Here is a 25,593-nt window from a genome sequence, read left to right on the forward strand (position 1 = left end):
CGCCCGCCGTTGAACCCCGCGATCCACAAATACCGGTAAGCGTTAAAGCGGGCCTCCCACAGGGATTCGTATGGGGGTGGTGGCCGCGTTACCGTACGGACTGCTCACGGGAGGACTGCTCGCCGCCAGCTGGGGGCTGCTCCGCGCCGGCTCAATGACTGTGGTGCCGCTGTACGACGCGGACGCCGCCAGCGATCCCGCGGCCCTGTCCACCGTGGTCGCGGTGTCGCTCGCCGCGTTCGCAGTCGCGACGCTCGCGTTCACCGTGCTCCGGGCAGCGGGCCGGGACTCCGTCGTGGTGGTCGCCGGCTACGGCGTGGCCGTGCTGTCGGTCGCACTCACCACGGCGTGGCGCGCCCGCGCCTACGAGTGACACCGGCGGGTACTCACGCCGGCTGCTGGTAGCCCGTCACTGCCTCAAGAGCGCGCTGTACGAGCGCCGGGTCGTACGTCCAAAACCCATAGAACCCGCCGTCGGCGCGCTCCTCGGCCAGCAACGCCGAGGACTGCGCGCGGTCGGTGCCCCCGTCGTAGAGCACGAACCACGACACCGCAAGCTCGTCGCTCTCCGGGGCGTGCACCGCAAACGACGTGTCACCGAGCTCCGCGTCCGGCACGCCGTAGACGTGCACGGAGAGATCACACGCCGCGAGCTGCTCGTAGGTGTCACGCTCCTTTCGCACGTTCGACAGCCGCTGGAACCCCGTGTGAAGCTGGCCGCTGTTGGCGCGCCACGCCCGATCCTCGATCTCCCGGGACGCCATCGTCATCTGGCGCCGGTCGTAGGAGGTGAACGTGGTGTGATCGAGGTGCTCCAACAGCGGGCTGTACGGTGCTTCGTCGCCCACCTTGTGGAGGTCCCGGGACGCCAACTCGCGCAGCGCCGGCGCGTCAACCGACGCCAGCTGCGTCCCGTCGGCGTCCGCGAGGACCGCCCGCAGCGCGTCCTCGGTCGGCTCGTGCTCGATGGCAACGTGCTGGGACGAAAAGTACTCGCGCACGGCAGTGACGACGCCGTCACCCGCCGGTGCGTAGACCGTCAGTGCCTTCTCGCGGCCCCGTACCTCCGCCATTAGGTGCCGGAGACTCATCACTGATCGTTCTCCCCTCGCGTACAAATGCGTTGTTCATACCCAGCGACCGCCCCATGTTTTATGGTTGCCGCACAAGCGGTCTCAGGTATGGATCGAGCGATCGCAGTCGTCGAAGCCAGCGACTCCGCCAAGCAACTCGTCGAAGAAGCCGGCGAACTGGCCGCGGGCGTTGGCGCTGACCTCCTGTTGTTACACGTCACCACCGAAACCGAGTACGGCGAGCGCCGCGAGTCGATGGCCAACATCCCGGATTTCGACGTCACGTACACCATCGACGAAGCCACCGACGGCGCGCGCAAGTTCGCCTCCGACATCGGCCGTGACGTGCTCTCCGATGTCGACATCGAGCCGACATCCGTCGGCCGCGTCGGCGACAAGGGCGACGAGATCCTGGCGCTGGCCGACGACCGCGACGCCGACCACATCTTCATCGCCGGCCGGAAGCGTTCCCCAACCGGGAAAGCCATCTTCGGCGACGTCACCCAGCGCATCATCCTCGAATTCGACGGCGCGGTCACCGTCATCACGACCTGACGGCGCGCGCTCACAGCCACTCGTCGGGTTTCGTGTCGTAATCGAGGTCGTCCGCGGCCAGGTGCTCGACGGTCTCCCAGTCGAGCTCCGCGTGGCTGACCGACTCGCCGTCGTACCGCAACGCGACCCCCACCTCTTCGGGTTCGGGCTCGCGGTCGTTGCGGCGCGCGCGCTTCCGCTCGCTGTCCGTGACGCGTTTCGTGATCGTATGCAACACCACGGGCCGCCCCCACAGCTCGAAGACGCGTTGTAGCGTCGCCTCGGCCTGTTCGCGGTCCAACATCACGCCGTTGTACTCGTGGCCGAGCAACAGCTCGCCGCGGTTCTCGTGGTTCGCGTCGTACACCGCGATCGTCGGCTTTCCGAGGTTCGTGAACCGCAACAGGAGCTTGCGCTTCACGTCCGCGGCGTCGGTGCTGGTCGCCCGGAAATCACCCCGCGTCTGGCTGAACTCGTAGGCGAAATACTCGTTGGCGTCCACGAACTCCTGGGTGAGGAACTCGTCGACGAACGTCACGTCGTTGTGGCTCTCCCGGACGCTGTACATGCGATCCCACCCCGCAGTCACCGACACGTCCGCCAGCGCCGCCTCGACGCTGGCGTACCGCGCCGTGTCGAAGAGGTATCGGCTCACGGACTCCAACTCGTCGCGCGTCACGCGCCCCAGGAACCCCCGGTACTGGGGTTTCGCCAGCGAGTAATGCCGGTGGGCAAGCCCCTCGTAGGTGAACAGCTTCCACGGATACCGCTGGACGTCGATCTCGCGCTCCCGGGCGGCCGCAAGCCCCTGCCAGTCGACGTACGCGTCCGGCAGCGACTCGACGGCATCCAACTCGTCGGGCGCGACGGCCGCCACCGCGGCCGGTGGTGCCAACGTGTCCACCACGTCCGCGGTGTCGACCGTGTCGTGGAAGTTCCGCCACGTCACCCCATCCACGCGCAGCAGGTGCTCAAGCACCGCCCGCCGGTTGGCGCGGTTCTCCACGTACTCCCACAGCTCCTTCCCGAGTTTGTACGGGTTGAACCCCGGACTGTTCAGCACCCGGGCCTGGTGGTCGGCGTAGCTCAGGAGCTCGTCGTCGCCCGCGAACGCCTCCTCGCCCATCATCATCGACTCCCAGTACGCCGCCCACCCCTCGTTCATCACCTTCGTGGTGCGCTGGGGGGCGAAGTAGTACGCCTCCCGGCGCAGCAACTCCAGGAGCTCGCGCTGCCAGTCCTCGAAGGCCGCCGCCTTCTCGGCGTCCTCGTCGTAGGCCTGCCCGTGATCGCGCAGGAACGCCAGCAGGTCGTACTCGGGGGTTTCGGGGAACTGCACGCTGTCGTCGACCGCCGCAATGTCGTCCAGCCAGGTCTCCGTGAACACCTCGTCGCGGACCTCCTCGCTGACGCCAAGCGACGCCAGCGTCTCCGCCAGCGCGTCCGGATCACCGCCCTCCGCGTCCCGGTCGAACGCCCGCCGGTACTCGATGTTGTCCTCGATGGTCAACACCGTATCGATGAACCGCTCGACGGACTCCCGGCCGATCTCCGGGTCCGACAGGAACGACGCCACGCGGTCGGCGTGGCGCTCCAGCATCGCCGCCGCGTCCGGCCCCTCGCCGTCCGCGAACAGCCCGAACCACTGGTTGTTGTTGAAGAAATCCGCGTGCCCCTCGACGTGCGTGATCACCGCCTTCTGGTCCGCGAGGTCGTTGCTCACCTGCAGGAACGCGTTCGAGGGGTCGTCGTTGTTCACGATCTCGAACGCCTTCCCGCCGAGGAACTGCGTCTGCTTGCGTTGTTTCTCGTATTTCATCCCCCACCGCCAGTGTGGATACCGCGTCTGGAACCCATCGTAGGCGATGAGCTCGTTCATCTCGTCGTGGTCCACGACCCAATACTGCACGTCGTATGGGTCGAGGCCGAGCTTCCGGGCGAGCGCGTTGGCTTCCCGGGCCGGCTCGTCGAGCGTCTGGGCCGCCGCGTGCTTGGCTGGATCAGGCCGTGTCATTGTCCTCTGTGCTGAGAATCGTCTCGATGGCACCCATCACGTCATCGGGCTCGGTGACCGTCGTCACGGCGACGTTGTCGGTGTCGCCGAACGCGTCCCGGACTTTGCCTGCGTGCGTGCCCGTCTGGACGCCATCGGTGGGCTGTGTTTCGACGTACGCGTGCAGGTTCGCGTCGATGTCGTTCATCAACGGGATCACGTTCTCCTCGGTGTCGTCGTGGCTGTTCTCCCCGTCGCCGGCCGCGAACACGTACCGGTTCCACTCCGAGAACGGGTACTCGTCGAGCACGTTCTCGGCGAGCTCGTAGGCGGTCGAAATGCGGGTGCCGCCCCCGGACTGGATCCCGAAGAAGTCGGTGCGGTCGACCTCCCAGGCGTCGGCGTCGTGGGCGATGTACACGAACTCGGCGTTGTCGTACTTCCCGGTGAGATACCAGTCCAACGGGGTGAACGTCCGCTCGACGAGCTCGCGTTTGGACTCCCGCATCGACCCCGACACGTCGCGGATGTTCACCACGACGACGTTGCGCTCGCGGTGCTCGACGACTTTCGGATGTCGGAACCGCTCGTCCTCCCGCCGCAACGGCACCCGCCCCGGGCCGCCGCGCCGGATCCGGGTCCGCGTGGGTTCGACGTCGACCGCCGCCTCCATCGCGTCGATCGACGCCCACACCGCGTCGTCGACAACTCGGCCGGCGTCGTCGTCCGGGCTGGGGCTGCGGGCGCGCTCGGCGATCCACGCCCGCGACACCGGGATGTGCTGTTCGCGCGCCCAGGTGTACACCGCATCGACCCCCCAGCCGTCGACCCGCAACGCCGCCGTGACGTACGCCTCGTCGAAGTCCATCGCGATCTTGCGCTTCAACCCCTGCTTGTAGAGGTGCGCGAAATCCAGGGTGCCACGCGGGCCACGGCGCGCGGTCTCGTTGAACGCGCCCTCCGTCTCCGCGACCACCTTCTTCCCCTTCGGGTCGAGATCCAACCCCAGGCGCTCGTCGAGCTCCGCCGCGAACTCCTCGGGGTCCATCTCGTAATACTCGTGGTCGGCGCTCTCGTCGCCGGCCTCGTCGTCGTCACCCTCGCCGGCCTCGTCGGGCTCCCCGACCTGATCGCCGGGGTCGACATCGCCCTGCCCGACCCCGCCGCGATCGAGCTGGTCGTATTCGAACGCGGGCAGGTCCACGAGCTTGATCGGCACCCGCACGGCGTCGGGGCCGCTGCCCCCCAGATCGCCGTACTGGATGAACTCCGCGAGGTCTTGGCGGCGCTGTTCACCGATCTCGTGGAACCGTTCGCGGTCCTCTCTCAGTCCCATTCGTCCGTCACCTCCGAGATCACGCTTCGGGACGCCAGCTCGGCGCTCGCCCGCGAATACCCCCGCTCGGACACCAGAAACGAGATGGCGTCCGCCTTGACCGCGGCCGTGTCAGTGCCCTCCGGCGGGTCCGCCCACTGCGTCGGGTCGAACTCCGGGTGCACGCGCTTGACGTCGTCCCAGTCGTTGCCCGCGAGCACGTCGCGCAACACCGGCACCGTCGACAGATCCACGTCGTGGGCGTGGAACTCGTCGTCGCGGTGCTCCCAGGCGTGGCGAGTCACCGCCGTCATCACGGTGTCCTCGCGGAACGTCTCGACGGCCGGCGTGGGGTCGTTGCCGTGGTAGTGGGTGTCGGCGTCGAACCGCCCCAGCGTCTCCGTCTCGAACAGCTTCATCGACAGCGCGTCCGGCTCGGCCTGCTCGCCGCGCGCGTTCTCGACGGTGTCGCCGGTCGCCCACGCGTGGACGTTGTCGACGTACTCCTCGACCGCCGACTCGCTCGCGCCCTCCCCGGCCAGCACCGCGTCGCGCACGTCCTCGGCCTGCTGGTCGTGGATGTACGCCTCCACGACCGCCACCCGGTCGTTGAACTCCGCGCGCTCGGCGTCGGAGAACACCGGCGCGGACGACAGCCCGTCGACCATCCCGGACAGCACGTCACCGGGCGTGATGACCCGCTCGACCGCGAGGTCGGGGTGGCTGCGGTCGGCGTCCGCGTGCAGGCGATCGGCCAGCACGTCCCGCGTGTACGTCACCGGGATCCCGTTGGCACCGTCGGCACCGTCCGCGAGGTCGAACTCGCTCGCGTCCCGGCGGTCCTCCCCGCTGCCGACGTACCCTCGGTCGAACAGCAACGCCTTCTCGACCAGCGACAGCTCGTCGCCGTGGTCGTCGTCGTCGAGCCGTGTCACGACGCTGTACAGCGCGGCCGCCTCGATCGTGTGCGGCGCAAGCTCGCGCTCCGTCTCCCCGTCATCGTCGCGCACCGACACCGTCACCGGCTGTGCGGCGCGCTCGGCCAACACCTCCGGGTCCGTGGCCGTCCACACGCCGGCGTCACCGGTGAGCTCCCGGCGCAGCAACTGGGCTTCGAGACTGATCGACGTGAGATAGCCGAGCTCGTGTTTCGACAGCCGCCGCTTCAACGCCTTCAGCGGGTCGAACCCCTGCCGGTCGTCGTGTTTGTTCAGCTGCGCTTCCAGATCCAGATTCGAGATCACGACCAGCTGCGTGTCCAGGTCCATCCCGATCCCCTTGTCGAGTTTCACGCGGCGCTCGTCGGGCACGTTCAACAGCTTCTGTAGCAGGTCGGCGTGCTGGCTGGCGTCCTCCATGATGGTGAGACAGCCGTTGCCCTGCGAGAGCACGCCGTCGTAGCTGAACGCCTGGGGGTTCTTGCGCCCCTTCGAATCCAGTTGCCCGAGCAACCCCGCGACCCAGGACCCCACGAGGCGCTCTTTCGGGCTGCCGGCGTCCTCGGAGTGCAACACGCCGATCCCCTGGCCGCGCTCCACGACGTAGTTTTTCACGCGCAAATGCTTGGGATCGGTCGCCGCCGCGAACACGTCCGCGACGCCCTCGCGGCGGTACTGCTGTTCGAGGTGGTCGTAGGCCTCCCGGGAGAACGGCGGCAGGTCGGCGTCGGCGCGCAACGCGTCGGCGTCCTCGCGGTGGTCGTTGACGTCCGCGAGCACGTCCTCGCGGACGTCCGTCGGGAACACCGACAGCGGCGACGCCTGCACCGGACTCTCATACCAGTCGTCCTCGCGGTCGACGGGCTCCTCGCCGTAGGTCAACCCCGGACCGCGGTCGGCGTCCGAGACGTTCCACTCGATGGTGTATCGCCGGCCCGCGTCGGTCTTCGAGAACTCCCGGAGCCCGTTGATCAGACACCGCTTCAGCTCCGACTTCCCGGTGGCCGTCGGCCCGGCGAACCACAGGATGGTCTCGGCTTTGCCGCGGCCCGCCGCGATCGCGCGCACGTCGTCGACGAACGCGTTCAGCGTCGCCGTGTTCCCGAGGACCGCGTGCTCGCCGTCGTTGTGGGGGTCGTCGAAGAACCGATAGCGCTGCGCGCGCTCGCCGTTCTCCACGACCTCCCGGGTGCCCGCGCTCTCGATCGCCGCCAGCAGGTACCGGCTGGCGTGGGCGGCGGCTAACGGCTGTTCGAACGCCCGGTCGACGTACTCGGCGAGGCTCATCGGCTCGTCGTAGGCGTCCCGCAGCGCGCGGTTCGCCCGCCCAATGTAGTCTGTCACGATTCCAGTTCCGCTTTCGCGACCTCGGCGCCGGCGAACTCCAAGACCTCACGGGCACCGTCCTCGCTGTACCCGCGGTCGACGAGCGCCGCCACCCACTCGTTGTCCTGTTCCTCGTCGACGTCGGCGTTCGACACCAGCGCCGAGAAGTTGATGTTGTGCTTCTTGTCCTCCCAGAGCTTCCGCTCCAAGGCGCGGCGCAGTCGGTCGTTGTCTTGGGGATCGAACGGCTCGCCCTCACGGGCGCGCCGGCTCACCCAGTTCGACACCTCCTGGCGGAAGTCGTCTTTGCGGTCGCCGGGCACGCCGAGTTGCTCCTCGACGGCGCGCAGGAACGTCTCATCGGGCTCCTGCTCGCGGCCCGTGAGCTCGTCGGCGACGGTGTCGTCGTCGATGTACGCCATCACGTGGTCCATGTATTTCTCGCCCTGGCGCTGGATCTCGTCGAGATCGTAAGCGAGGGCGTGCCTGACGTCCTCGATGGCGCGCTCCTTGTACTCCTCGCGGACCTGTTCGAGGACGCGCTGGTAGTCCGCGACGTGGTCCTCGGGGATCGACCCGTGCTGGGGGAGGTTGTCCTCGACCCGGTTGAACACCGTCAGCGGCGACAGGAACCCGCGGTCGCGGTCCATCGACTCCATGATCGCGGCGGCGATCTCGTCGCCGACGAACCGCGGGCTGACGCCGTCCATGCCCTCCCGATCACCGGTGACCTCGGCCTCCTCGCGGAGCTTCTCCGGGTCGACGTCGTCGATGTCATCGAGCTCCCCGTTGTACGCTTTGGCCTTCTCCAAGAGCCCGATGGCGTCGGTGTCGGGCTCGCGGATGCGCGTGAGCACGCCGAACAGCCCGGCCATCGTGAGCGTGTGTGGCTCCACGTGGATGTCCGGCACGTCGGCGTTCCCGAGCAGCTTCTCGTAGATCTTGGCCTCCCGGTCGTACTCCAGGACGTACGGGAAGTCCACACGCTTGGTGCGGTCGTTGAACGCCTCCATCTTCTCGTCGGCGCGCTTGTCCTGGTATTCGGGCATGTTCGTGCGCCCGACGATCACCTGGTCGATGTCGATCCGGGGGTTGTTCTTCGGCTTGATGGTCTGTTCCTGGGTGGCGTGCAGGAAATCATAGAGGAACTCCCGCTGGAGTTTCAGCAGCTCCTCGCCGGAGAAGATGCCGCGGTTGGCGTTGCAGAACGCGCCGGCGTAGTCGAACGCCCGCGGGTCGCTCTCGCCGTAGACCGCGAGCTTCGAGTAGTTAACGTCGCCCGTGAGCTCGGTTTCGTCCTGGTTTTTCTTGTCCTTGGGCTCGAACGTCTCGATGCAGTCGCGGCGGTTCTCGCTGGCGACGAGCCGCACCACTTCGACGTGGGATTCCAGGACGGCCTGGAGGTCGTCGTCGTAGTGCGCGAGCAGCTCGTCCATGTAGAACTCGCTTTCGGGGTCGAGGCTCTGGCTGTTGCGCAGCGAGTACGGCGCGTCGAGGTCCTCGTTGAGGTCGTCGATGACCTGCTGGCGTTGGGCCTCCGGGAGCAACACGAGCGGGTCCTGGTGCATCGGGGAGGTGATGGTGTCGTCGTTGGGGTCCTGGTCGTCGATGACCGAGCAGAGATCGGTCCAGCGGAACGTGTACAGCCGCCCCTCGCGCTGTGCGGTGTAGTCCTCGAAATAGCGGCGGACCTGGCGGTCGACGTCTGATTTCCCCGAGCCAACGGGCCCGAGCAGGAGGATGATGCGCTTTTCAGGGCCGAGCCCCCGAGCGCCGCTTTTGACCTTGTTGACGAACTCGTGGATGGATTCGTGGACCTCCCGACCGAAGAACGTGTTCGCACCCTCGCCCAGCGGGTCCTCGGATGCAAGCCGGTACTCGACGACCCCGTCGTCGTCAGTCGTCTTGCCGTAGTAGTCGAACATGTCCGCGAGCCGCTGGTGGGCGTTGCGGGCGACCGTGGGGTCGTCGTAGAGGGTGTCCAGGTACCACTGGAAGCTCTGGGTGTCTCGGAGGTCCGCTGGCACTGACTCCGCGTATTGCTCGCTGAGTCGGTCGAGGGTTTCAGTCATGGTGGGTGTGTGTCTCGGTGGCTCGCCCGGGTGTGCGACCGAGGTGGGTCAGATGTGGGGTGTGGGGGCGGTCGCTGGACGGGACACCGGCACTCATATAATTATGGGGATTGGTAACACATAAGTGCGTTGCCCGTTGGCACACGTCATACGCCCGGATTCAGGGACGCCCGGCACACGACCGCGTCCCCATCCGGATATTTCCGGGTGGAACCTCGACACAACGACTGCCCCCGTCACAGACCGCAGAATAGTTCGGACTGTGTCACGTTCCGCGCCCGACCGACCCCGGCATATCCCACCAGTGAGTGCACATAAATACCGGCGGTACAAAGGTGGTAGCATGGACCACGACTCGTATCTCCGGGCCATCGGCCTCCCGGAGTACGCGGATGCGGCCTCGGACGCCGCCCACCGCGGCGCGGCGCTGGTTGCACGGCCGCCCCACACGACGATCACCACGGCGGCCGTCGAAGACCACTACACGTACCCCGTGCCGTCCGAGTCGACTCCCGGCACGGCGCGTGACGTCGGCCCCGCGGACGACCAGTACAACCTCGCGCCGATCTGTGGGCTCGAATACGACCCCGAACAGCTCCGCGACCACCCCAACACCGCCCGTCTCGCTGCGCTCGCCGGGACTGTCGACGCGCTCGCCGAGGAACTCCCCGTCGACTGGCTGGGGATCTACCGGCGTGCAGCCGACAGCGACGGCCACCCGATCCTCGTCAAGGAAGCCTACACGGGTGCGCCGTCACGCGCCGTCGTCCCGCTCACAGACTCGGTTGCTGCCCGCTCGACCAACGCCGCTGTGGGACGCAGCGGGGAGGCTGTGGTTGTCGACGACACCGCAGCCCACGACGGTCCCGGCAACGAGCGCGACAGCGCCGTCGCCAGCGAATGCTGTTGTCCCGTCCTCGCTGGCGACGACGTCGTCGGCATCGTCGACGCCGAATCCCACACCCCGGAGTTCTTCACGCCTGAGCGTGTGCTCACGATCGTGGGGGCGTGCGCCGGCCTCGCGGACTCGGAGCTTCTCACTCCGCCCCGGGTCGAACAGTAACGCGAAAAGACTTGTATTTGACACTTCTGCCAGAGTACTTAATACAGTGGGGGTGTTCTACTTCACCTGGAGAGATGGACGACCTCACTGGATTCCAGCGGGATTTGCTCGTGGTCGCCGCCGGGCTCGACACCCCGAACGGCCTCGACATCAAATCCGATCTCGAAACGTATTACACAGGCAACATCAACCACGGGCGCCTCTACCCCAACCTCGACACGCTCGTCGACAAGGGCCTCCTGGAGAAAACGAAAGCCGACGAACGAACCAACCACTACCTGCTCACCGACCGCGGGAAACGCGAGCTCCAGTCCCGCCGCGAGTGGGAAGACCAGTACGTGCCCACCCCTGCCGACGACAGTGACGGCCACCCCACAGCCCGGAACTAACACCCCCGCAAACCCCGCTGCCAGCCGCCCACCTCCACGCTACGCTTCGTCCCCACTGAGTTCCGCCGCCAGCTCCGCGGCCGCCGTCCGCACTGCCTCGTCGCTCGCTCGTGTCGGCTCCCACCCCAGCGCGGCTAGCTTCTCGATTGACAGCCGCATCCGCGGCACGTCGCCGGTCCAGCCGCGGTCGCCGCCCGTGTACTCGTAGGCCGGATCGACGCCGAGCTCGTCGCTGACGAGGTCCGCGATCGCGGTGACCGACGTGGTGGTCCGCGTCCCCAGGTTGAACACGTTCAGCGGCCGCGACGGGGCGTGCTCGATCACGTGCGTCATGGCGTCCACGCAGTCCTCGACGTGCAGGTAGGACTTCTCCTGGCGGCCGTCCCCCAGGATCGTCAGCGTCTCCGGGTCCGCCCGCAGCTTCTGAATGAAATCCGGGACGACGGTGCCACGCTGGCGCGGCCCCACGATGTTCGCGAACCGATACACCCACGACGTGATCCCCTGAGCGTGGGCGTACGTCGAGATCAGTCCCTCGTCGGCCAGCTTCGACGCGCCATAGACCGAGATCGGCTCCAGGGGCGCGTAATCCTCGGGCGTGGGCATCGGCGCTTCGCCGTACACCGTCGACGACGACGTGAACGCGAACCGGTCGACGCCGACCGCCGCCATCCGTTCGAGCACGTTGTACGTCATCGCCCCGTTCTCCTCGAACAGCTGTCGGGGCTGCCCGTAGTTCGTGTCCGTGTACGCCGCGAAGTGGAACACGATGTCCACGTCCGGCGTGATGACGTCCGCCACGTCGTCGGGGTCACACATGTCCCGGCGTCGGAACTCGACGCCGTCCGGAACCGCCTCACGGCTGCCCTTCGAGAGGTCGTCGGCCACGAGCACGTCGTTGTCGTCGGCCAGCGCGCCCGCTGCGTGGCTGCCCACGAGCCCTGCACCGCCCGTTACGACGATCCGCTTCCCAGTGAGTTCCATACCGGACGCTCTGGCCCCCACGACAAGTGCGTTCTGATTGCCCGGCCGCACCCGCCACGGCCAGGCGCGCCGTCCCGGCCGCTAAAACCCCCAGATCGGGAGGAACCGAAACGCCAGGTACGCGCTGACGGTGCCAACAATCGGCACCAGGTTCTGCATCGCGATCACCCGCACGGTCGTCCCCGGGTCGAAGAGGTCGCCCGCACTCGGGATGTCCTCGGGCTGTTCCTCGCCGATGGCCGGCACCGCCTCGTCGGGGTCGTCGGCGGCCAACCCGCCGACAGACACCGCCACGTCGGAGTCCCCGCTGACCGCGCTTTGCACGCTCACCGGGCGGGTCGCACGCCCCCACCCGAGCCCGACGATGCTCACCGTCGCGATGACCACGAAGCTCGCCGGAATCCCGATCGCCGACAGGAAGATCACCAGCGTCGCGCTCACCGACGCCACCACGATGGCGGCCGTCAGCGGCAGCTCGGTGATATCGCTGCCCATCGTTTCGAGGGTCCGGCGCGCGATCGTGAACGAGCCGACGCCGACCGCGGCACACCCCAGGAGGATGGCGGGGTTCATCCCCACCACGCCGCTGCCGACCAGCGGTGCGATGGCGTTCGCGATGTTCGACGTGCCGGAGGAAAACGCCATCAAACACCCGATCGTGATGACCGTGACCACGCCGAACAACTCCCGGCGGTTCGTGTTCTCCGCCGGCCGCACCGTCGGGATCGCGCCCGTCCGGTCGACCCGGAGGAGCGCGCCCTCCGTGCGGTTCATGGCCACCCGGCGGTGGAGCCGCGCGTAGAAGTATCGGCCGATGATCAGCGACACCCAGAAGCCGATGACGGGCGCGACCACCCACCAGATCACGATCTCACCCATGACCGCGACGTCGAGGGCGTCACGCGCCAATCCGAGGCCCGCGATCGCACCGACGGCGGTCATCGACGTCGATGCCGGCACACCGGCGTAGTTCCCGACGAACAACGCCAGTCCGATGAAAAACAGCACGCCGATGCTGGCCTCCAGGGTGAAGATACCGGGCTGGCGCAGCAGCTCCGTGCCCAGCGTGTCCACGACGCGGCGGCCGAGCGTCCACGCCCCGATGAAGAAGAACACGGTCATCAGACCGGCTGCCGTCGGCTTCGACAGCGCGTCCGCACCCACGGCCGGGCCGAACGCCGGCCCGGTCGTCGATCCGCCCACGTTGAAACCGACGAACGCCGCAACAACCAACCCCACCCCGAGCAGCGCGCTAATCATGGCTGCCCTCAGTGTGTCGCGTCCGCGCGCCGATCACGGCTCGGCCCCGTCCTCGTCGTCGCCGGGTTCGTCGTCGTCGCCCGGCTGCACGTCCGCTGCGGCGAGCCGCTCGTCGACGGTCTCTTTGACGGTTTGTTCGACGGTCTCTTCGACCGTCTCGTTGACCGACTCCTCGACTTGCTGTTTGACCGACTCCTCGACAGTCTCGCTGACCGTCTCATCCACGGTCTGCTCGACGGACTCTTTGACAGTCTCCTCGACGGTTTCGCTGACCGTCTCGTCGACGGTTTGCTCGACGGTCTCACCCACGGTTTCGTCGACCGTGGATTCGACGGACTCCTTGACCGTCTCCTCGACGGTTTCACTGACGGTCTCATCAACAGTCTGTTCGACGGTCTCACCGACAGTCTCGTCGACGGTTCGCTCGACGGTTTCGCCCATGGTTTGCTCGACGGCCTCGTCCATGGACTCCTCGACAGTCTCCGTGACGGTTTCGTCGACGGTCCGCGTCATCCACTCGGGATCGAAGCGCGCCATCTTCCATGCGATGTGCAACACGTAGGCCGCCAGCACGCCGAACCCGAACGCAACGCCGGTTTTCGTTCCGACGCGCAGGATCAGTCCGACTGCAACAAAGATCAACACGCCGTACGCGAGGTCGGTGAGGCTGTCGACGCGGCTCGGATTCACGCTACCACCGCCAGCCCTGCGAGGGGTGACAGACACGGCCAAAACTGGAAAGACATGTGCAAAGATCAGCTCCCCTACTGGTACAACGCCGGCGGGCATAGACATTCCGATCCGGGTGTGGACCATCGTCCACACGGCACACCGCATGGGCCGTTCCGAAACGCGTACCCCGACGGCACACCTTCCGGGACGCATGCAGTCCCATCCCGAAGTCGCGGTCCTCCGGTACGGCCATCGGCCGGGCCGGGACGACCGCATGACGACACACGTCGGGCTGACGGCGCGCGCGCTCGGCGCGGACCGCGTGCTGTTCCCCGACAACGCGACCCAGGCCGCCGAGACAGTCCGCGACATCACCGGCCGGTTCGGCGGCCCGTTCGATGTCGAACGGACGACGGAACTGAACGCCACCATCGAGGACTGGCCGGGCGCGGTCGTCCATCTCACGATGTACGGCGAACAGCTCCAGTCCGTCGACGACGAGATCCGCACCACCCACCGCGAGGAGCCGGTGTTGGTCGTCGTCGGCGGCGAGAAGGTGCCCGGGGATGTGTACGAGGCCGCCGACTGGAACGTCGGCGTGACGAACCAGCCCCACAGCGAGGTCGCCGGGCTCGCGGTCTTCCTCGACCGGCTGTTCGACGGCCGCGAACTCGAACAGGGCTACGAGAACGCCGAGCGCCGCGTGATCCCCGAGGAACTCGGCAAGCACGTCGTCGACGTCGAGGACGGCGACCACGCCGAGGTCGGCACCGCCGGCGACGGCGACTAGCCGCCGGCGGCGGTCGCGGCGACAGTCGTCGGCCAGGGCTCACCGAGCGCGACACGGAACAGGACCGCGATGGCGACGGCGGCGACTGCCGTTCCGCGCAGGGGACCGCCTCGGCGCGCGGTAGCGAGCACTCCAGTCACAGTATCCACTGACGAGCACCGGCCACGAAAGCCGTTCGCGGCCTCGCAGCGCCCACGAACGCCCCCGGAGTAACAAGACTTAATGGCGCTCCGACCGCCGGTTTCAACAATGGCTTTTGAGGACTTACTTGACGACCCCGTGGTACAGAAGTACCTCCACGAGCTGGTCGGACCGAAGGGGATGCCCGTCGCGGCCGCGCCGCCGGACGGCGAGGTGACCGACGAGGAGCTCGCCGAGCGACTCGGGCTGGAGCTCAACGACGTGCGGCGCGCGCTGTTCATCCTCTACGAGAACGACCTCGCGACCTACCGCCGGGTCCGCGACGAGGACTCGGGGTGGCTCACGTATCTCTGGACGTTCCAGTACGAGAACGTGCCGGGGAACCTCCGCGAGGAGATGGACCGACTGCTGGAGGCGCTCGTCGACCGCCGCGAGTACGAACTCGAAAACGAGTTCTACCTCTGTGAGGTCTGTTCGATCCGCTTCGAGTTCGGCGAGGCGATGGACCTCGGGTTCGAGTGTCCGGAGTGTGGCTCCGCCGTCGAAGCCATGGAGAACACCGACCTCGTTGACGCGATGGACGACCGCATCGAGCGACTGCGCTCGGAACTCGCCGTGGAGGCCTAATGGTCGTACTCGCAACCAAAGTCTACGTCAGCGGCGACGCCCGTGAGCGGGCCCTCGACGGGCTCCGGTCGCTCGTCGGCAACGACATCGGCTCCCTCGCGGTCACCGTCGATGTCGGCGTTCGACACGACGACTTCCCGACGGTCACCTTGGAGGGCCCGGACGAGGTCGCCGCCCGCAACGCGCTGGTGGAGTCCTGGGGCGAAATCACACCCGAGTTCGAGCCCGGAGAGACGTACGTCGGGACGCTTGCGTCCTGGGACGACGACGGCATCGTGCTCGACGCCGGCGAGGACGTGCGCGTCCCCGCCGCGGAGCTCGACCTCGGGCCGGGCACCCCCAGCCAGATCCGGGAGCGGTTCGGGCTCGTCCAGCACATGCCGCTGCGGTTCGTCCACGACGACGACGGGCCGGCGGCGCTCGCGGACGCCGAGCGCGACCGTCTCTACGAGTGGACCCGTGGGTCGGGGCGGCTGAACGTGAACAGCGCCACCCGCGGCGAGGTGCGGGCGACAGTCAACCGCGCGGGCCACGCCCGCGACATCGTCACCGTCGAGCGAATCGGGCTGCTCGAACAGAGCGTCATCTGCAAGGACTCCACTGATCCGCCGGGACTGCTGGCCGCGATCGGCCAACACCTCCCGTCGGAGCTCCTTGCCGTCGTGCCATGAGGGCGCTCTGGGTCGCGCTCGCGGTCGCCGCGCTCGCCGTCACCGCCGGCTGTGCTGGTTTCGGCGGCCCCCAGTCGGCTGCCACCCCATCCGACGAGCAGCTCGCCCAGAACGCCACCTACGAGTGGTCACACACCGCCCCGGTCGCGGTGAACATGTCCCGTGACACGTACACCGTCGTGGCGTCGGTCACGGACCGACAGAACGTGACCATCGGTCGGCCCGCCGGGCGTGGTGACGCCGCGCCGACGGACATCTCGGCGGTCGCGTTCCGACACCCCAACGGCACAGTCGTCGGCAGCGACGCGATCAACGTCTCGACCACGGACTCCGCGCTGGTCGCGACGTTCCCCGCGACCAACGGTACGTTCGCGTACACGGCCCCCGCGGACGGATCACAGACCGTGATCCCGGTGGTCGTCAACGGATCGCATTCGGTGACACTGCCCCGTGGAATGCGCGCCTCGCTTCCGATCATCAGCTCCATCCAGCCCGGCGGATACGACCGCCGGATCGACGACGACCGGGTGCGCCTGGCGTGGGATTCGGTGCCCGCCGACCGGATCCGGATCAGCTACTACAGCCAGCGCAACGCCATGCTGTTCGCCGGGCTCGCCGTCCTGTTGGGCCTCGTCGGGGCCGGCGGCGTCATCTACTATCGGCTCCAGATCCGGCAGCTCGAGTCCGAGCGCGTGGCGTCGGAGGTCGACCTCGAAAAGTAGGGGGCTTTTCTCCACGCGGCCCCTACCCGACTGCATGCAGGTGGCGTTGGTGACCGTCGGAGATGAATTGCTCGCCGGCGACACGGTGAACACGAACGCCGCGTGGCTCGGCCAGCAGCTTCACGAGCGCGGCGCGACAGTCGCACGGACGATCGTCATCCCTGACGAGGTGGCGACGATCCAGGCCGACGTTGCGGCGCTGTCCGAGCGGTACGACGCCGTGATCGTGACCGGTGGCGTCGGGCCGACTCACGACGACGTGACCATGGACGCCGTCGCGTCCGCGTTCGACCGCGAGCTCACAGAGCACGCCGACGCCGTGGCGTACTTCCAGCGCCACGACACCTACTCGGCGGCTGACCTCACCACCGGCACGACCCACCTCCCGGCGGGCGCCCGACTGCTGGAAAACCCCCGGGGCGTCGCGCCGGGTGCGGCCGTGAACAACGTCTACGTGCTGCCGGGCGTGCCCGACGAGATGAAAGGCATGTTCGGGACCGTCGCCGACGAGTTCACCGGCGAACAGGTGTACACCGAAGAGGTGTCGGTGGACGCCCCCGAGAGCGCGCTCATCGACACGATCGCGGCGCTCCAGGAGGCATACGACGTGACCGTCGGCAGTTACCCCGGCGACCGGGTCCGCGTGAAAATACAGCATTCTGATGCGGACACCGTCCGCGCCGCCGCCGACTGGTTCCGGGACCGCGTCACCGCAGTGTCTCGGGAGTGAAACGCCGGGTCACCGGTAGAAGGCTGCAAGCCACCCGACAACCAACGCGAGGCCGAGCACGGTGACCGCCCAGCCAGTGAGATTCGGTGGGAGTGACGCGCCAGCTTCAAGCGGTGTGAACATGTCTTGTGGTTCCGTCGTGACCGTGTTTAACCCTTGGGTCCGAGCACGGCGACGGTCCACCGGACCACGACGCTTTTAATCGCGTGCGTGCGACCACACGCCCACATGACCCCGCCACCCGCCGCGTCTCTCATCGCACCCCACGCGGGCACGCCGGTTCTCAACGAGGCCATGGTGTTCCTCGCCGAGCGCGCCGTCTTCCTCGTGCCGCTCGTGCTCGTGGTTCTCTGGGTTGCTCCCGGTGTCGATCGCCCGATCCCCGTGCTCGAAGCCGCCCTCGCGGGGCTCGGGATCACGACCCACGACGGGAAGCAAAAATCGGTGTTCGTGTTCGCCACAATCGTCGTCGCGCTCGCGATCTCGTACGGCATGGGCACACTCTACAGTCACCCCGCACCGTACGCCGCCGGCTACGAGACGCTGCTGGCCGGCCCGCCGGAGAACTCCTTCCCGAGCCAACACACGACGGTCATGTTCGCGTTCGCGTGGCCGCTGGCGTCTCTCCAAGACCGGTGGCGGGCCGTGGTTGTCGGTGTGGCGGTCGCGGCGCTCGTGGGCTACAGCCGCGTCTACGTCGGCGTCCACTACCCCGTCGACATCGCCGGCGGCATCGCTGCGTCCGTGCTCGGGTTCGGGGCCGTCTACGCGGCCCAGCCGCTGGTCACGGCGTTCGCGGACCGCTGCATTCGGGTTGAGGCACGGCTGCTGGGTGTTGTCTTCGGGGGTCGGTGAGCCTGTGGGCGGCGGAGCGTCGCGGGGCGCTCGCGCACGCCAGCCGCCGCGACCGCGTGGCTTTTTGTGGTCGCTGTCGCAGTGTCACGCATGCGCACTGTCGGCGTCGTCGTGAACCCGATCGCCGGGATGGGCGGCCGAGTCGGCCTCAAAGGCACCGATGGGAACGTCGCGGAGGCCCGCAAGCGCGGCGCGGACCAACGAGCCCCCCAGCGAGCGCGCACGGCGCTTGACGCGCTGCGTGACGCCGCCGGCGACGTGTCGGTTGTGACCTACGACGAGCCGATGGGCGGGGGCGTCGCCGCGGCCGCCGGGTTCACGCCCACCGTGGTGGGTCACCCGACCACGCCGGCGTCGACGGCGGCCGACACGCGGGCGGCCGTCGAGGCGTTCATCGACCACGGTGTGGACGTGATCCTGTTCGTGGGCGGCGACGGGACGGCAACCGACGTCGCGACCGCCGTCACAGCCCACGACGCGTCGGTGCCCGTCCTCGGCGTGCCGGCCGGCGTGAAGGTGTACTCCGCCGTGTTCGCGGTCCAACCGGCCGCTGCTGGCCGGGTTGCGGCGACCTTCGAAGACACCACCACCAGGGAGGTCAGCGACATCGACGAGGGCGCGTACCGCGACGGCGAGGTGCAGACGACGCTCCGTGGGGTCGTTGCAACCCCTGTCACGGAGGGGGCCGACGCCCTCCAGCCCGCCAAGCAAGCCTACGCCGGCACCACCGGCGCGCTGGCCGCTGGCGTCGCCGACAGCGTCCGCGACGGGGTGACGTACGTCCTGGGGCCCGGCGGCACGCTCGCCGAGATCGCCGACGCGCTCGGCGTCTCCGGATCGCCGCTCGGTGTGGACGTGTACCGTGACGGCGCGCTCGTTGTGCGCGACGGCAGCGCCAGCGAGATCACCGCGGCGCTTGGCACCGACAACGTCGTGTACGTCTCCCCGATCGGCGGCCAGGGGTTCGTGTTCGGGCGCGGCAACGATCAGATCTCCCCGGCGATCATCGACCGCAGCGAGGTCCGCGTCGTCGCTTCACCGCAGAAGCTCGATCAGACCGGCGTGTTGCGCGTCGATACCGGCAGCGAGGACACCGACGCGTCGCTGCGAGGCTGGCAGCGGGTCAGAACCGGCCGCTTCGAGAAGCGCCTCGTGAACGTGGTGTGAGGACGGCGGTTACTCGTCTTTGATCGATTTGAGCTGGTCGATGAGTTCCTCGCTGTCGGCCTCGGAGTCGAACGACACCTCCCCATCGTGGTCGTTCTCGTGGACGCTGACGCCCTTGTCTTCGTCCGTATCTACGCTCTGATCCTTCTGCTCGGACTCATCGTAGCTACCAAAACCCATGTGCATCTATACGACTGGGTCACGGAAAAGCACGCCGGATCACAGTGTCTGTGGGGATGCAGCCGGCCGTGGGTCGAAACTAAGGGCGCGCACGAACTTGCGTACGGCATGGGGACACGGAAAGTTCAGCAACTCGGCCCGTCGACGCTCGCGATGACGCTGCCCGCCGAATGGGCGCGCAGCCAGGACGTCGTGAAAGGCGACGAGGTGACCGTCCGCGAGGGGGGACGTGGCTCGCTGACTGTCACCCCGGCGTCGGCCCGCCAGGGGGAGACGGAAGCCACGATCCACGCCACGGACTTCGACGCCGACGCCGTCGAGCGCGCCATCGTCGGTCAGTACGTGCTCGGGCGGCGCATCATCCACGTCGAGAGCGAAGCCGCCCTCGACTCGGCGCACATCAACGCGGTCTACAGCGCCGAAACCCAGCTCATGGGGTTGGGGGTGGTCGAAGAAACCCCCGCCAGGATCACCATCCGGTGTTCGGTCGATCCGGCTGACTTCGACCTCAACAACCTCCTGGAGCGCCTCGAAAACACCGGGTCGACGATGCGCGGGGAGGCCGTGAAGGCGCTCGCCCACGGCAACCCGGATCTCGCACAGCGCGCGCTCAACCGGGAGCGACAGGCCAACAAGATCTTCGTGCTGTTGTTGCGGCTCATCTTCACCGCCTACCACGACCCCGGGCTGGCGCGCACGGTCGGACTCGACGAGGGGTTCCCGCTCGTCGGCTACCGGAGCGTCGCGAAGAACCTCGAACTCGTTGCGGACAACGCCGAAGACATCGCGGAGATCGTCATGGCGACGGACGGCCACACCTTGGACGTCGATCAGGCGACGATGCGCCGCATCCGCGAGTTCACCGACGCCGTCGACGACGTCGCCGCCAGCGCCGTTTCGGCGGCGGTCAACCGCGACTACGACGCCACAGTGGCGGTGCGCGAGCAGTTCAGCGCGATCGAGGACCGCGAGGCCGACATCCTGGCTGACCTCCCGGAGATGAACAACGCCGACCTGCTCGAAGCCCGGGAGGTGCTGGTGAGCCTCCAGCAGTCCGCACAGTACTCGATGCGCAACGCCGAGATCGCCGCGAACCTCGCGTTGAACGAGCAGTCCGCACACACCACACTCACGTGACCGACGCCCCCCGGCCGCCGAGTAGAATCAGTTAAGGGCCGCCACCGGCAACCCTGGCGTGTGACTATGCAGTCCGCCGACGAAACCGACAAGGGTGTTGGCGTGGGCATCGTGTTCGGCTTGCTGACGGCTGCAGCCGCCGCGTACGCCTTCGTATCGTCCGGGCAGTTTCAGACAGCAATCGGGTTCGGCGCGGCGATGGTGCTTGCGGCGTTGTCCGTCGGCGCGATCCAGCTCTGGGGGTAGCCGGAAAACCATTAAGCCGACGAAGCCACAACAGCAAGTGATGAGCGACTACACCGACGAGGAACGCCGCATCCTCGACTACCTTCGGGAGAGCGTCGACCGGGGTGAACGGTATTTCCGGTCGAAGAACATCGCGGACCATCTCGGGCTCTCCTCGAAGCAGGTCGGTGTTCGGCTCCCGGAGCTGGCGGAGAAATCGGAGGAAGTCGACATCGAGAAGTGGAGCCGGTCGAAATCGACGACGTGGCGGGTCGAGCCCGCGTAGTCCGGTAATCGGCGGCTTTTTCCTGACGGCACCGAAAATCCGCGTATGACCGTTCGGGTCGAGCGCACGTTCGAATTGGCGGTGCCCCCTGAGGACGTCTGGGCGTTTATCTCCGACCCGGAGAAGCGCGCCGACGCCATCAGCGTCGTCGATAGCTACACGACCACCGGCGACACGACGACGTGGCACGTCGAGTTGCCGATCCCCGTCGTCCGGCGCACCATCGACGTGGAGACACGCGACGTGGACGTACGACCGCCGACGTTCGTGAAGTTCATCGGCAAGTCGGGCATGTTCGACGTGACCGGCGAACACGAGATCGAGCCGGCCGACGCCGGATCGACGCTCACGAACCGGTTCGTCGTCGATGGCTCCGTGCCCGGCGTCGAGCAGTTCTTCAAGCGCAACCTCGACGACGAACTGGACCGCTTGCAGCGCAAGCTTGCCGACGCATAGCCGGTGTGGCGGGCGGGCAGGCCGAGACCCGGCACACGCACCCACCGACACGTGAGTTTAAGTAGTCGGAGCCAGTACTGTGTACTGCCGGAAACGACGCTTTTCTCGTCGTGACGGCATCACAACATCGCTCCGCGTCCGCACCCACCCCACCACCGCTGCTATCGGCGCGTGGCCACGATTCCGGGACTCGTGGCCACTCGCCACCATCCGCCTCTTCGTAAAAAACGTGTGTTCCGACGCGACGACGGCTTACTCGTCGGTGTTGATGTCCGCTGAGAGCCCCTGCGCCATCTCGATGTCCTTGGAGTTGTTCAGCGTCCACGCGGTGCGCTCAGTGACCGCTTCGATGACCTCGCGCGCGCTGGGGTAGCCGTTCCCGGATTTCTTCATGCCGCCGAACGGCAACTGGACTTCCGCGCCGATGCACGGCAGGTTGCCGTACGCCAGCCCGACTTCGGCGTTGTCGCGGTAGTAGTTGATCTGGCGGTAGTCCTCGCTGATGACCGCGCCAGCGAGCCCGTAGGGCGTGTCGTTGTGGATCTCGACGGCGCGCTCGATGTCACCGGAGTACTCGATGAGCGCGACGTGCGGGCCGAAGACCTCCTCGGTGATCGAGCGCAGGTCCGGATCGTAGTCCACCTCGTAGACGAACGGCCCCACCCAGTTGCCGTCCTCGTGGCCGTCGGGGATCTCGTCGTCGCCGAGCTCGGTGCGGTCGACGAGCACGTTCTCGGCTTCCTCGCGGGCGATGTCGTTGTACGTCTGGATCTTCTCGACGTGGGCGGGCTCGATGGCCGGCCCCATGAACGTCTCCTCGTCGAGGGGGTCGTCGACTGCAACCGACTCCGCGATCTCGACGAACCGCTGTTTGAACTCGTCGTAGAGGTCCTCGTGGACGATGAGGCGCTCGCTGGACACACAGCGCTGGCCGGTCGTCTTGAACGAGCTCATGACCGCGGCGTGAACGGCGATGTCGAGGTCCGCCTTCTCGGTGACGACGATGCCGTTCTTGCCGCCCATCTCGCAGGCTGCGAGCTTGCCGGGGTCGTCGGCGACCGTCTGTGCGACCTCCTCGCCGACCTCGGCGGAGCCGGTGAACAGCACGGTGTCGATGTCGTCGTGGTCGACGATGCGGGCGCCGGCGTCGCCGAAGCCCTGCACCATGTTGAACACGCCGTCGGGGATGCCGGCGTCCGCGAACATCTCGGCGATGATCTGGCCACACCACGGCGTCTGCTCGGCGGGCTTCCAGACGACGGTGTTGCCCTCGACCAGCGCGACGGCCATGTGCCAGAACGGGATGGCGACCGGGAAGTTCCACGGCGTGATGCAGCCGACGACGCCGCGCGGCTGGCGTCGCATGTAGGCGTCCTTCTCGGGGATCTCGGAGGGGACCACGTCGCCTTTCGGGTGGCGGGCGTCGCCGGCCGCCCACTCGACCATCTGCCAGGCTTCGGTTACGTCGGCTTTCCCCTCGCTGATCTCCTTGCCACACTCCTTGGTGACGACCTCACCGAGCTCCTGGTGGCGGTCTTTGAGCTCGTGGTAGATGTCCCAGAGGTACTCCGCGCGGTCGATGCGGGACAGCGACTGCCACTCGTCCTCGGCGTCGTCGGCGGCCGCGATCGCCGCCTCGACGTCGGTCGTCGTGCCACGCTGGAACGTGCCCAGCGTCTCGCCGTTCGCGGGGTTCCTGCTGTCGAAGGTCTCGGTGCCGTCGCCGTCGACCCATTCGCCGTTGATGTAATGTTGGTACGTCATCGGGAGAGTCTGCGTTGTACTGCGTGAAAAAGATGGGTCTTCTATGGACGATAGCGCGTACACTGTCACATGGTGTCACAGGCCGCGCTGGGCGTTCGTTGCGGCCATCCCGATGTGGCCGGTCAGCGCCGCGGTGTCGAAGTCGTGGTCGGGGCGAAGCTGGACGAACCCCAGGAAGTCCTGGGCGCGCAAGAGCGCGTCCATCGTGGTGGAGACGTCCGCCGCGGCCTCGTCGACGGTGTACGACTCGCGGGCGATCCGCACCACGGTCTGGGCGTCGATGAGCGGCTCCAGGGCGGCGAGCGCGCACGCGAGGTCGTACGCGCGGGCGTCGGCGATGGCGTCCGTGTCGACGTTGGTGGCGTCGATGAAGTAGAGCTCGCCGTCGGACACGAGCACGTTCTCGGCGCGCAGGTCGCCGTGTGCGACCCCGTTGGCGTGCATCGTGGACAGCGCCTCGAAGACCGCCGGCGCGTGGGCGGCCACGTCCGCCGCGGGCACTTCGTCCAGGGGCGTGAACGCCGGCAGGTAATCCAACACGAGCACGCCGAAGCCGTCGACCTCGAAGGCCTCGATCGGCCGCGGGGCGTTCACGCCGAGCGCCCGGAGATCGCGGGTGGCGTCGCGTTCGTGTTCGGCCATCGCAACCGGGCCGTCGAAGCGCTCGAAGAACCCCTCGGTGCCGCTGGAGAACATCCCCAGGTTCCGCGCACCGGTGAACACCGCGTGCACGAGCGCGTTCTGCTCGGAGATGACTTTCACGAACCAGCGGTCGTTGACGACACACGGCGTCGACAACCAGTTGTCGGCGTCGAGGAACACGACCCGCACGGTGTCTTGGTCGTAGCGTGCGCCGAGCTCGTGGGCGACAGCTTCCAGTGACTCCCATGGGACGGTGCCGCGAACGAGCTGGCGGATGCGCACACTGGGGGTTCGGCGGCCCGAGTCAAATGTCCAACGCCATCGCGGTTCGTCGGTACGGCGCCGGGGGTGTCCGGCCGGTCGACTGGGACCGCCCACACAGCCGTTGTAACAAGTACATGTTTTCGGTGCGTTTATCATGGTTGTGCCAAACGTTGACGCATGAACCACGAGCTGCCCGACGAGCACGCGCTCATCCAGGAGACCGTCCGCGAGTTCTGCGCGGCGGAGATCGAGCCGATCGCCGGCGACATCGAAGCCGAGCATCGCTTCGCCACGGAGGTCTTCGACGCGCTCGCGGACCTCGACATGCTCGGGGTGCCGATCAGCGACGAGTACGGCGGCCTCGGGGGCGACCAGCTCATGTACGCCACGGTCACCGAGGAGCTCGGCCGCGTCTCGGGCTCGATCGGGCTCTCGTACGCCGCCCACGTCTCCCTGGGCGCGAAACCCATCGAACTGTTCGGCACCGCCGAACAGAAACGCGAGTGGCTGCGCCCGCTGGCCGAAGGCGACTACCTGGGGGCGTGGGCGCTCACGGAACCAACCAGCGGCAGCGACGCCAGCGACATGTCCACCACGGCCACGCGCGACGGCGACGACTACGTGCTCAACGGCACCAAGCAGTTCATCACGAACGCCTCCGTCGCCGGCAGCGTCGTCGTCAAAGCGGTCACCGACCCGGACGCCGGCTACGACGGCATCTCCACGTTCATCGTCGACCCCGCCGACGACGGCTTCGAGGTCACGGCCGAATGGGACAAGATGGGGCTGAACGCCTCACCCACCTGTGAGATCTCCTTCGACAACTGCCGCATCCCCGCCGACCGCCTGCTCGGCGAGGAAGGCGACGGCTGGACGCAGACCAAGAAAACACTCGACGGCGGCCGCATCTCGATCGCCGCCCTCTCGACCGGGCTCGCACAGGGCGCGTACACCGCTGCCAGCGAGTACGCCACCGACCGCGAGCAGTTCGGCCAGCCGATCTCCCGGTTCGACGCCGTCCGCAACACGCTGGTCGACATGCACCGCAAGATCGAGCGGGCCCGGCTCCTGACACGCCGCGCCGCCAGCAAATACGACGCCGGCGAGTCGGTCACCCGTGAGTCCGCGCTCGCCAAGCTCGACGCCAGCGAGGCCGCCCGCGAGGTCGCCGAGGACGCCGTCCAGACGCTGGGCGGCTACGGCTACACCACGGACTTCGCCCCCCAGCGGTTCTTCCGGGACGCCAAGCTGATGGAGATCGGCGAGGGCACCAGCGAGATCCAGCACCTCGTCATCGGCCGCGAGCTCGGGCTGTGA

At 67.6% G+C, this 25,593-nt stretch carries 28 protein-coding genes; 16 read left to right on the plus strand and 12 right to left on the minus strand.

Features of this window, described 5'->3' with window-relative positions; all coding sequences use genetic code 11:
• Positions 1–70 precede the first annotated feature (70 nt).
• The gene (locus JRZ79_RS16045) at positions 71–373 is read left to right on the plus strand and encodes a hypothetical protein (protein WP_010902514.1); all 303 of its coding nucleotides are present in this window, start codon (positions 71–73) and stop codon (positions 371–373) included.
• 13 nt (positions 374–386) lie between these two features.
• On the opposite strand, the gene JRZ79_RS16050 is transcribed toward JRZ79_RS16045, so the two are convergent.
• Positions 387–1,091 carry a DICT sensory domain-containing protein gene (locus tag JRZ79_RS16050; RefSeq protein WP_010902515.1) on the minus strand — a complete coding sequence of 235 codons (705 nt, stop codon included), beginning with the start codon at positions 1,089–1,091 and terminating at the stop codon, positions 387–389.
• A gap of 90 nt (positions 1,092–1,181) precedes the next feature.
• Between JRZ79_RS16050 and JRZ79_RS16055 the strand changes: the two genes are divergently transcribed.
• Positions 1,182–1,628 (plus strand): universal stress protein, encoded by a 447-nt coding sequence (locus JRZ79_RS16055; RefSeq protein ID WP_012289215.1) that lies wholly within the window; start codon positions 1,182–1,184, stop codon positions 1,626–1,628.
• Between the two features lie 10 nt (positions 1,629–1,638).
• Here the strand turns inward: JRZ79_RS16055 and JRZ79_RS16060 are convergent, their stop codons facing one another.
• From JRZ79_RS16060 to JRZ79_RS16075, 4 genes are read right to left on the minus strand one after another with little or no spacing between them, the layout of a single operon-like run.
• Positions 1,639–3,621 carry a SpoVR family protein gene (locus JRZ79_RS16060; protein WP_205252532.1) on the minus strand — a complete coding sequence of 661 codons (1,983 nt, stop codon included), beginning with the start codon at positions 3,619–3,621 and terminating at the stop codon, positions 1,639–1,641.
• Positions 3,608–4,936, minus strand: coding sequence for a YeaH/YhbH family protein (locus tag JRZ79_RS16065; protein WP_136361122.1), 1,329 nt, complete (start codon positions 4,934–4,936; stop codon positions 3,608–3,610). Before JRZ79_RS16065 ends, JRZ79_RS16060 begins: the two co-directional genes overlap by 14 nt.
• Positions 4,927–7,140 (minus strand): PrkA family serine protein kinase, encoded by a 2,214-nt coding sequence (locus JRZ79_RS16070; protein ID WP_010902519.1) that lies wholly within the window; start codon positions 7,138–7,140, stop codon positions 4,927–4,929. The genes JRZ79_RS16065 and JRZ79_RS16070 overlap by 10 nt, the downstream gene beginning before the upstream one ends.
• A gap of 53 nt (positions 7,141–7,193) precedes the next feature.
• Positions 7,194–9,251, minus strand: coding sequence for a PrkA family serine protein kinase (locus tag JRZ79_RS16075; RefSeq protein ID WP_010902520.1), 2,058 nt, complete (start codon positions 9,249–9,251; stop codon positions 7,194–7,196).
• Between the two features lie 343 nt (positions 9,252–9,594).
• Between JRZ79_RS16075 and JRZ79_RS16080 the strand changes: the two genes are divergently transcribed.
• Complete coding sequence (locus tag JRZ79_RS16080; protein ID WP_205251623.1) at positions 9,595–10,314, plus strand: GAF domain-containing protein; 720 nt, start codon at positions 9,595–9,597, stop codon at positions 10,312–10,314.
• A gap of 74 nt (positions 10,315–10,388) precedes the next feature.
• Positions 10,389–10,703 carry a PadR family transcriptional regulator gene (locus tag JRZ79_RS16085; protein ID WP_010902522.1) on the plus strand — a complete coding sequence of 105 codons (315 nt, stop codon included), beginning with the start codon at positions 10,389–10,391 and terminating at the stop codon, positions 10,701–10,703.
• Positions 10,704–10,742: 39 nt separating this feature from the next.
• Here JRZ79_RS16085 and JRZ79_RS16090 read toward each other — a convergent pair whose 3' ends face one another.
• The 3 genes from JRZ79_RS16090 to JRZ79_RS16100 form a co-directional block, all read right to left on the minus strand.
• Complete coding sequence (locus JRZ79_RS16090; RefSeq protein ID WP_205252533.1) at positions 10,743–11,687, minus strand: NAD-dependent epimerase/dehydratase family protein; 945 nt, start codon at positions 11,685–11,687, stop codon at positions 10,743–10,745.
• Positions 11,688–11,768: 81 nt separating this feature from the next.
• Positions 11,769–12,947, minus strand: a complete 1,179-nt coding sequence (locus tag JRZ79_RS16095) for an inorganic phosphate transporter (RefSeq protein WP_010902524.1) — start codon at positions 12,945–12,947, stop codon at positions 11,769–11,771.
• Positions 12,948–12,980: 33 nt separating this feature from the next.
• On the minus strand, positions 12,981–13,637 hold the full coding sequence (locus tag JRZ79_RS16100) for a hypothetical protein (RefSeq protein ID WP_205252534.1): 657 nt from the start codon (positions 13,635–13,637) through the stop codon (positions 12,981–12,983).
• A gap of 193 nt (positions 13,638–13,830) precedes the next feature.
• On the opposite strand from JRZ79_RS16100, the gene JRZ79_RS16105 reads away from it, so the two are divergent.
• A complete protein-coding gene (locus JRZ79_RS16105; protein ID WP_205252535.1) occupies positions 13,831–14,409 on the plus strand; it encodes a tRNA (cytidine(56)-2'-O)-methyltransferase in 579 nt (192 codons plus the stop codon).
• Here the strand turns inward: JRZ79_RS16105 and JRZ79_RS16110 are convergent.
• Positions 14,406–14,549, minus strand: coding sequence for a hypothetical protein (locus tag JRZ79_RS16110; RefSeq protein ID WP_205252536.1), 144 nt, complete (start codon positions 14,547–14,549; stop codon positions 14,406–14,408). The genes JRZ79_RS16105 and JRZ79_RS16110 overlap by 4 nt on opposite strands.
• Positions 14,550–14,658: 109 nt before the next feature.
• Between JRZ79_RS16110 and JRZ79_RS16115 the strand changes: the two genes are divergently transcribed.
• From JRZ79_RS16115 to JRZ79_RS16140, 6 genes are all read left to right on the plus strand, one after another.
• On the plus strand, positions 14,659–15,177 hold the full coding sequence (locus JRZ79_RS16115) for a transcription factor (RefSeq protein WP_012289219.1): 519 nt from the start codon (positions 14,659–14,661) through the stop codon (positions 15,175–15,177).
• Complete coding sequence (locus JRZ79_RS16120; RefSeq protein WP_136361126.1) at positions 15,177–15,848, plus strand: DUF2110 family protein; 672 nt, start codon at positions 15,177–15,179, stop codon at positions 15,846–15,848. The genes JRZ79_RS16115 and JRZ79_RS16120 overlap by 1 nt, the downstream gene beginning before the upstream one ends.
• The gene (locus tag JRZ79_RS16125) at positions 15,845–16,570 is read left to right on the plus strand and encodes a DUF5803 family protein (protein ID WP_205252537.1); all 726 of its coding nucleotides are present in this window, start codon (positions 15,845–15,847) and stop codon (positions 16,568–16,570) included. Before JRZ79_RS16120 ends, JRZ79_RS16125 begins: the two co-directional genes overlap by 4 nt.
• Before the next feature lie 34 nt (positions 16,571–16,604).
• The gene (locus tag JRZ79_RS16130; protein WP_205252538.1) at positions 16,605–17,300 is read left to right on the plus strand and encodes a competence/damage-inducible protein A; all 696 of its coding nucleotides are present in this window, start codon (positions 16,605–16,607) and stop codon (positions 17,298–17,300) included.
• A 228-nt stretch (positions 17,301–17,528) separates the two neighbouring features.
• Positions 17,529–18,155, plus strand: coding sequence for a phosphatase PAP2 family protein (locus JRZ79_RS16135; protein WP_205252539.1), 627 nt, complete (start codon positions 17,529–17,531; stop codon positions 18,153–18,155).
• A gap of 90 nt (positions 18,156–18,245) precedes the next feature.
• Positions 18,246–19,322: an ATP-NAD kinase family protein gene (locus JRZ79_RS16140; protein WP_010902533.1), complete on the plus strand. Its 1,077-nt coding sequence runs from the start codon at positions 18,246–18,248 to the stop codon at positions 19,320–19,322.
• Between the two features lie 9 nt (positions 19,323–19,331).
• Here the strand turns inward: JRZ79_RS16140 and JRZ79_RS16145 are convergent, their stop codons facing one another.
• Positions 19,332–19,502 (minus strand): DUF5786 family protein, encoded by a 171-nt coding sequence (locus JRZ79_RS16145; protein WP_012289220.1) that lies wholly within the window; start codon positions 19,500–19,502, stop codon positions 19,332–19,334.
• 108 nt (positions 19,503–19,610) lie between these two features.
• On the opposite strand from JRZ79_RS16145, the gene JRZ79_RS16150 reads away from it, so the two are divergent.
• The 4 genes from JRZ79_RS16150 (at position 19,611) to JRZ79_RS16165 (ending at position 21,606) form a co-directional block, all read left to right on the plus strand.
• Positions 19,611–20,639, plus strand: a complete 1,029-nt coding sequence (locus JRZ79_RS16150; protein WP_010902535.1) for a phosphate uptake regulator PhoU — start codon at positions 19,611–19,613, stop codon at positions 20,637–20,639.
• A 66-nt stretch (positions 20,640–20,705) separates the two neighbouring features.
• On the plus strand, positions 20,706–20,885 hold the full coding sequence (locus tag JRZ79_RS16155; protein ID WP_010902536.1) for a hypothetical protein: 180 nt from the start codon (positions 20,706–20,708) through the stop codon (positions 20,883–20,885).
• Between the two features lie 40 nt (positions 20,886–20,925).
• Entirely contained in the window at positions 20,926–21,150 is a 225-nt protein-coding gene (locus JRZ79_RS16160) for a hypothetical protein (RefSeq protein WP_010902537.1), read from the plus strand.
• Positions 21,151–21,195: 45 nt separating this feature from the next.
• Complete coding sequence (locus JRZ79_RS16165) at positions 21,196–21,606, plus strand: SRPBCC family protein (protein ID WP_010902538.1); 411 nt, start codon at positions 21,196–21,198, stop codon at positions 21,604–21,606.
• 252 nt (positions 21,607–21,858) lie between these two features.
• On the opposite strand, the gene JRZ79_RS16170 is transcribed toward JRZ79_RS16165, so the two are convergent.
• Entirely contained in the window at positions 21,859–23,370 is a 1,512-nt protein-coding gene (locus tag JRZ79_RS16170) for an aldehyde dehydrogenase family protein (RefSeq protein WP_205252540.1), read from the minus strand.
• 75 nt (positions 23,371–23,445) lie between these two features.
• Positions 23,446–24,294: an RIO1 family regulatory kinase/ATPase gene (locus JRZ79_RS16175; RefSeq protein WP_205252541.1), complete on the minus strand. Its 849-nt coding sequence runs from the start codon at positions 24,292–24,294 to the stop codon at positions 23,446–23,448.
• 159 nt (positions 24,295–24,453) lie between these two features.
• On the opposite strand from JRZ79_RS16175, the gene JRZ79_RS16180 reads away from it, so the two are divergent.
• Entirely contained in the window at positions 24,454–25,593 is a 1,140-nt protein-coding gene (locus JRZ79_RS16180) for an acyl-CoA dehydrogenase family protein (protein WP_205252542.1), read from the plus strand.

It is taken from the genome of Halobacterium sp. BOL4-2 (genome assembly GCF_016917835.2).
GTDB classification, from domain to species: Archaea; Halobacteriota; Halobacteria; order Halobacteriales; family Halobacteriaceae; genus Halobacterium; species Halobacterium salinarum.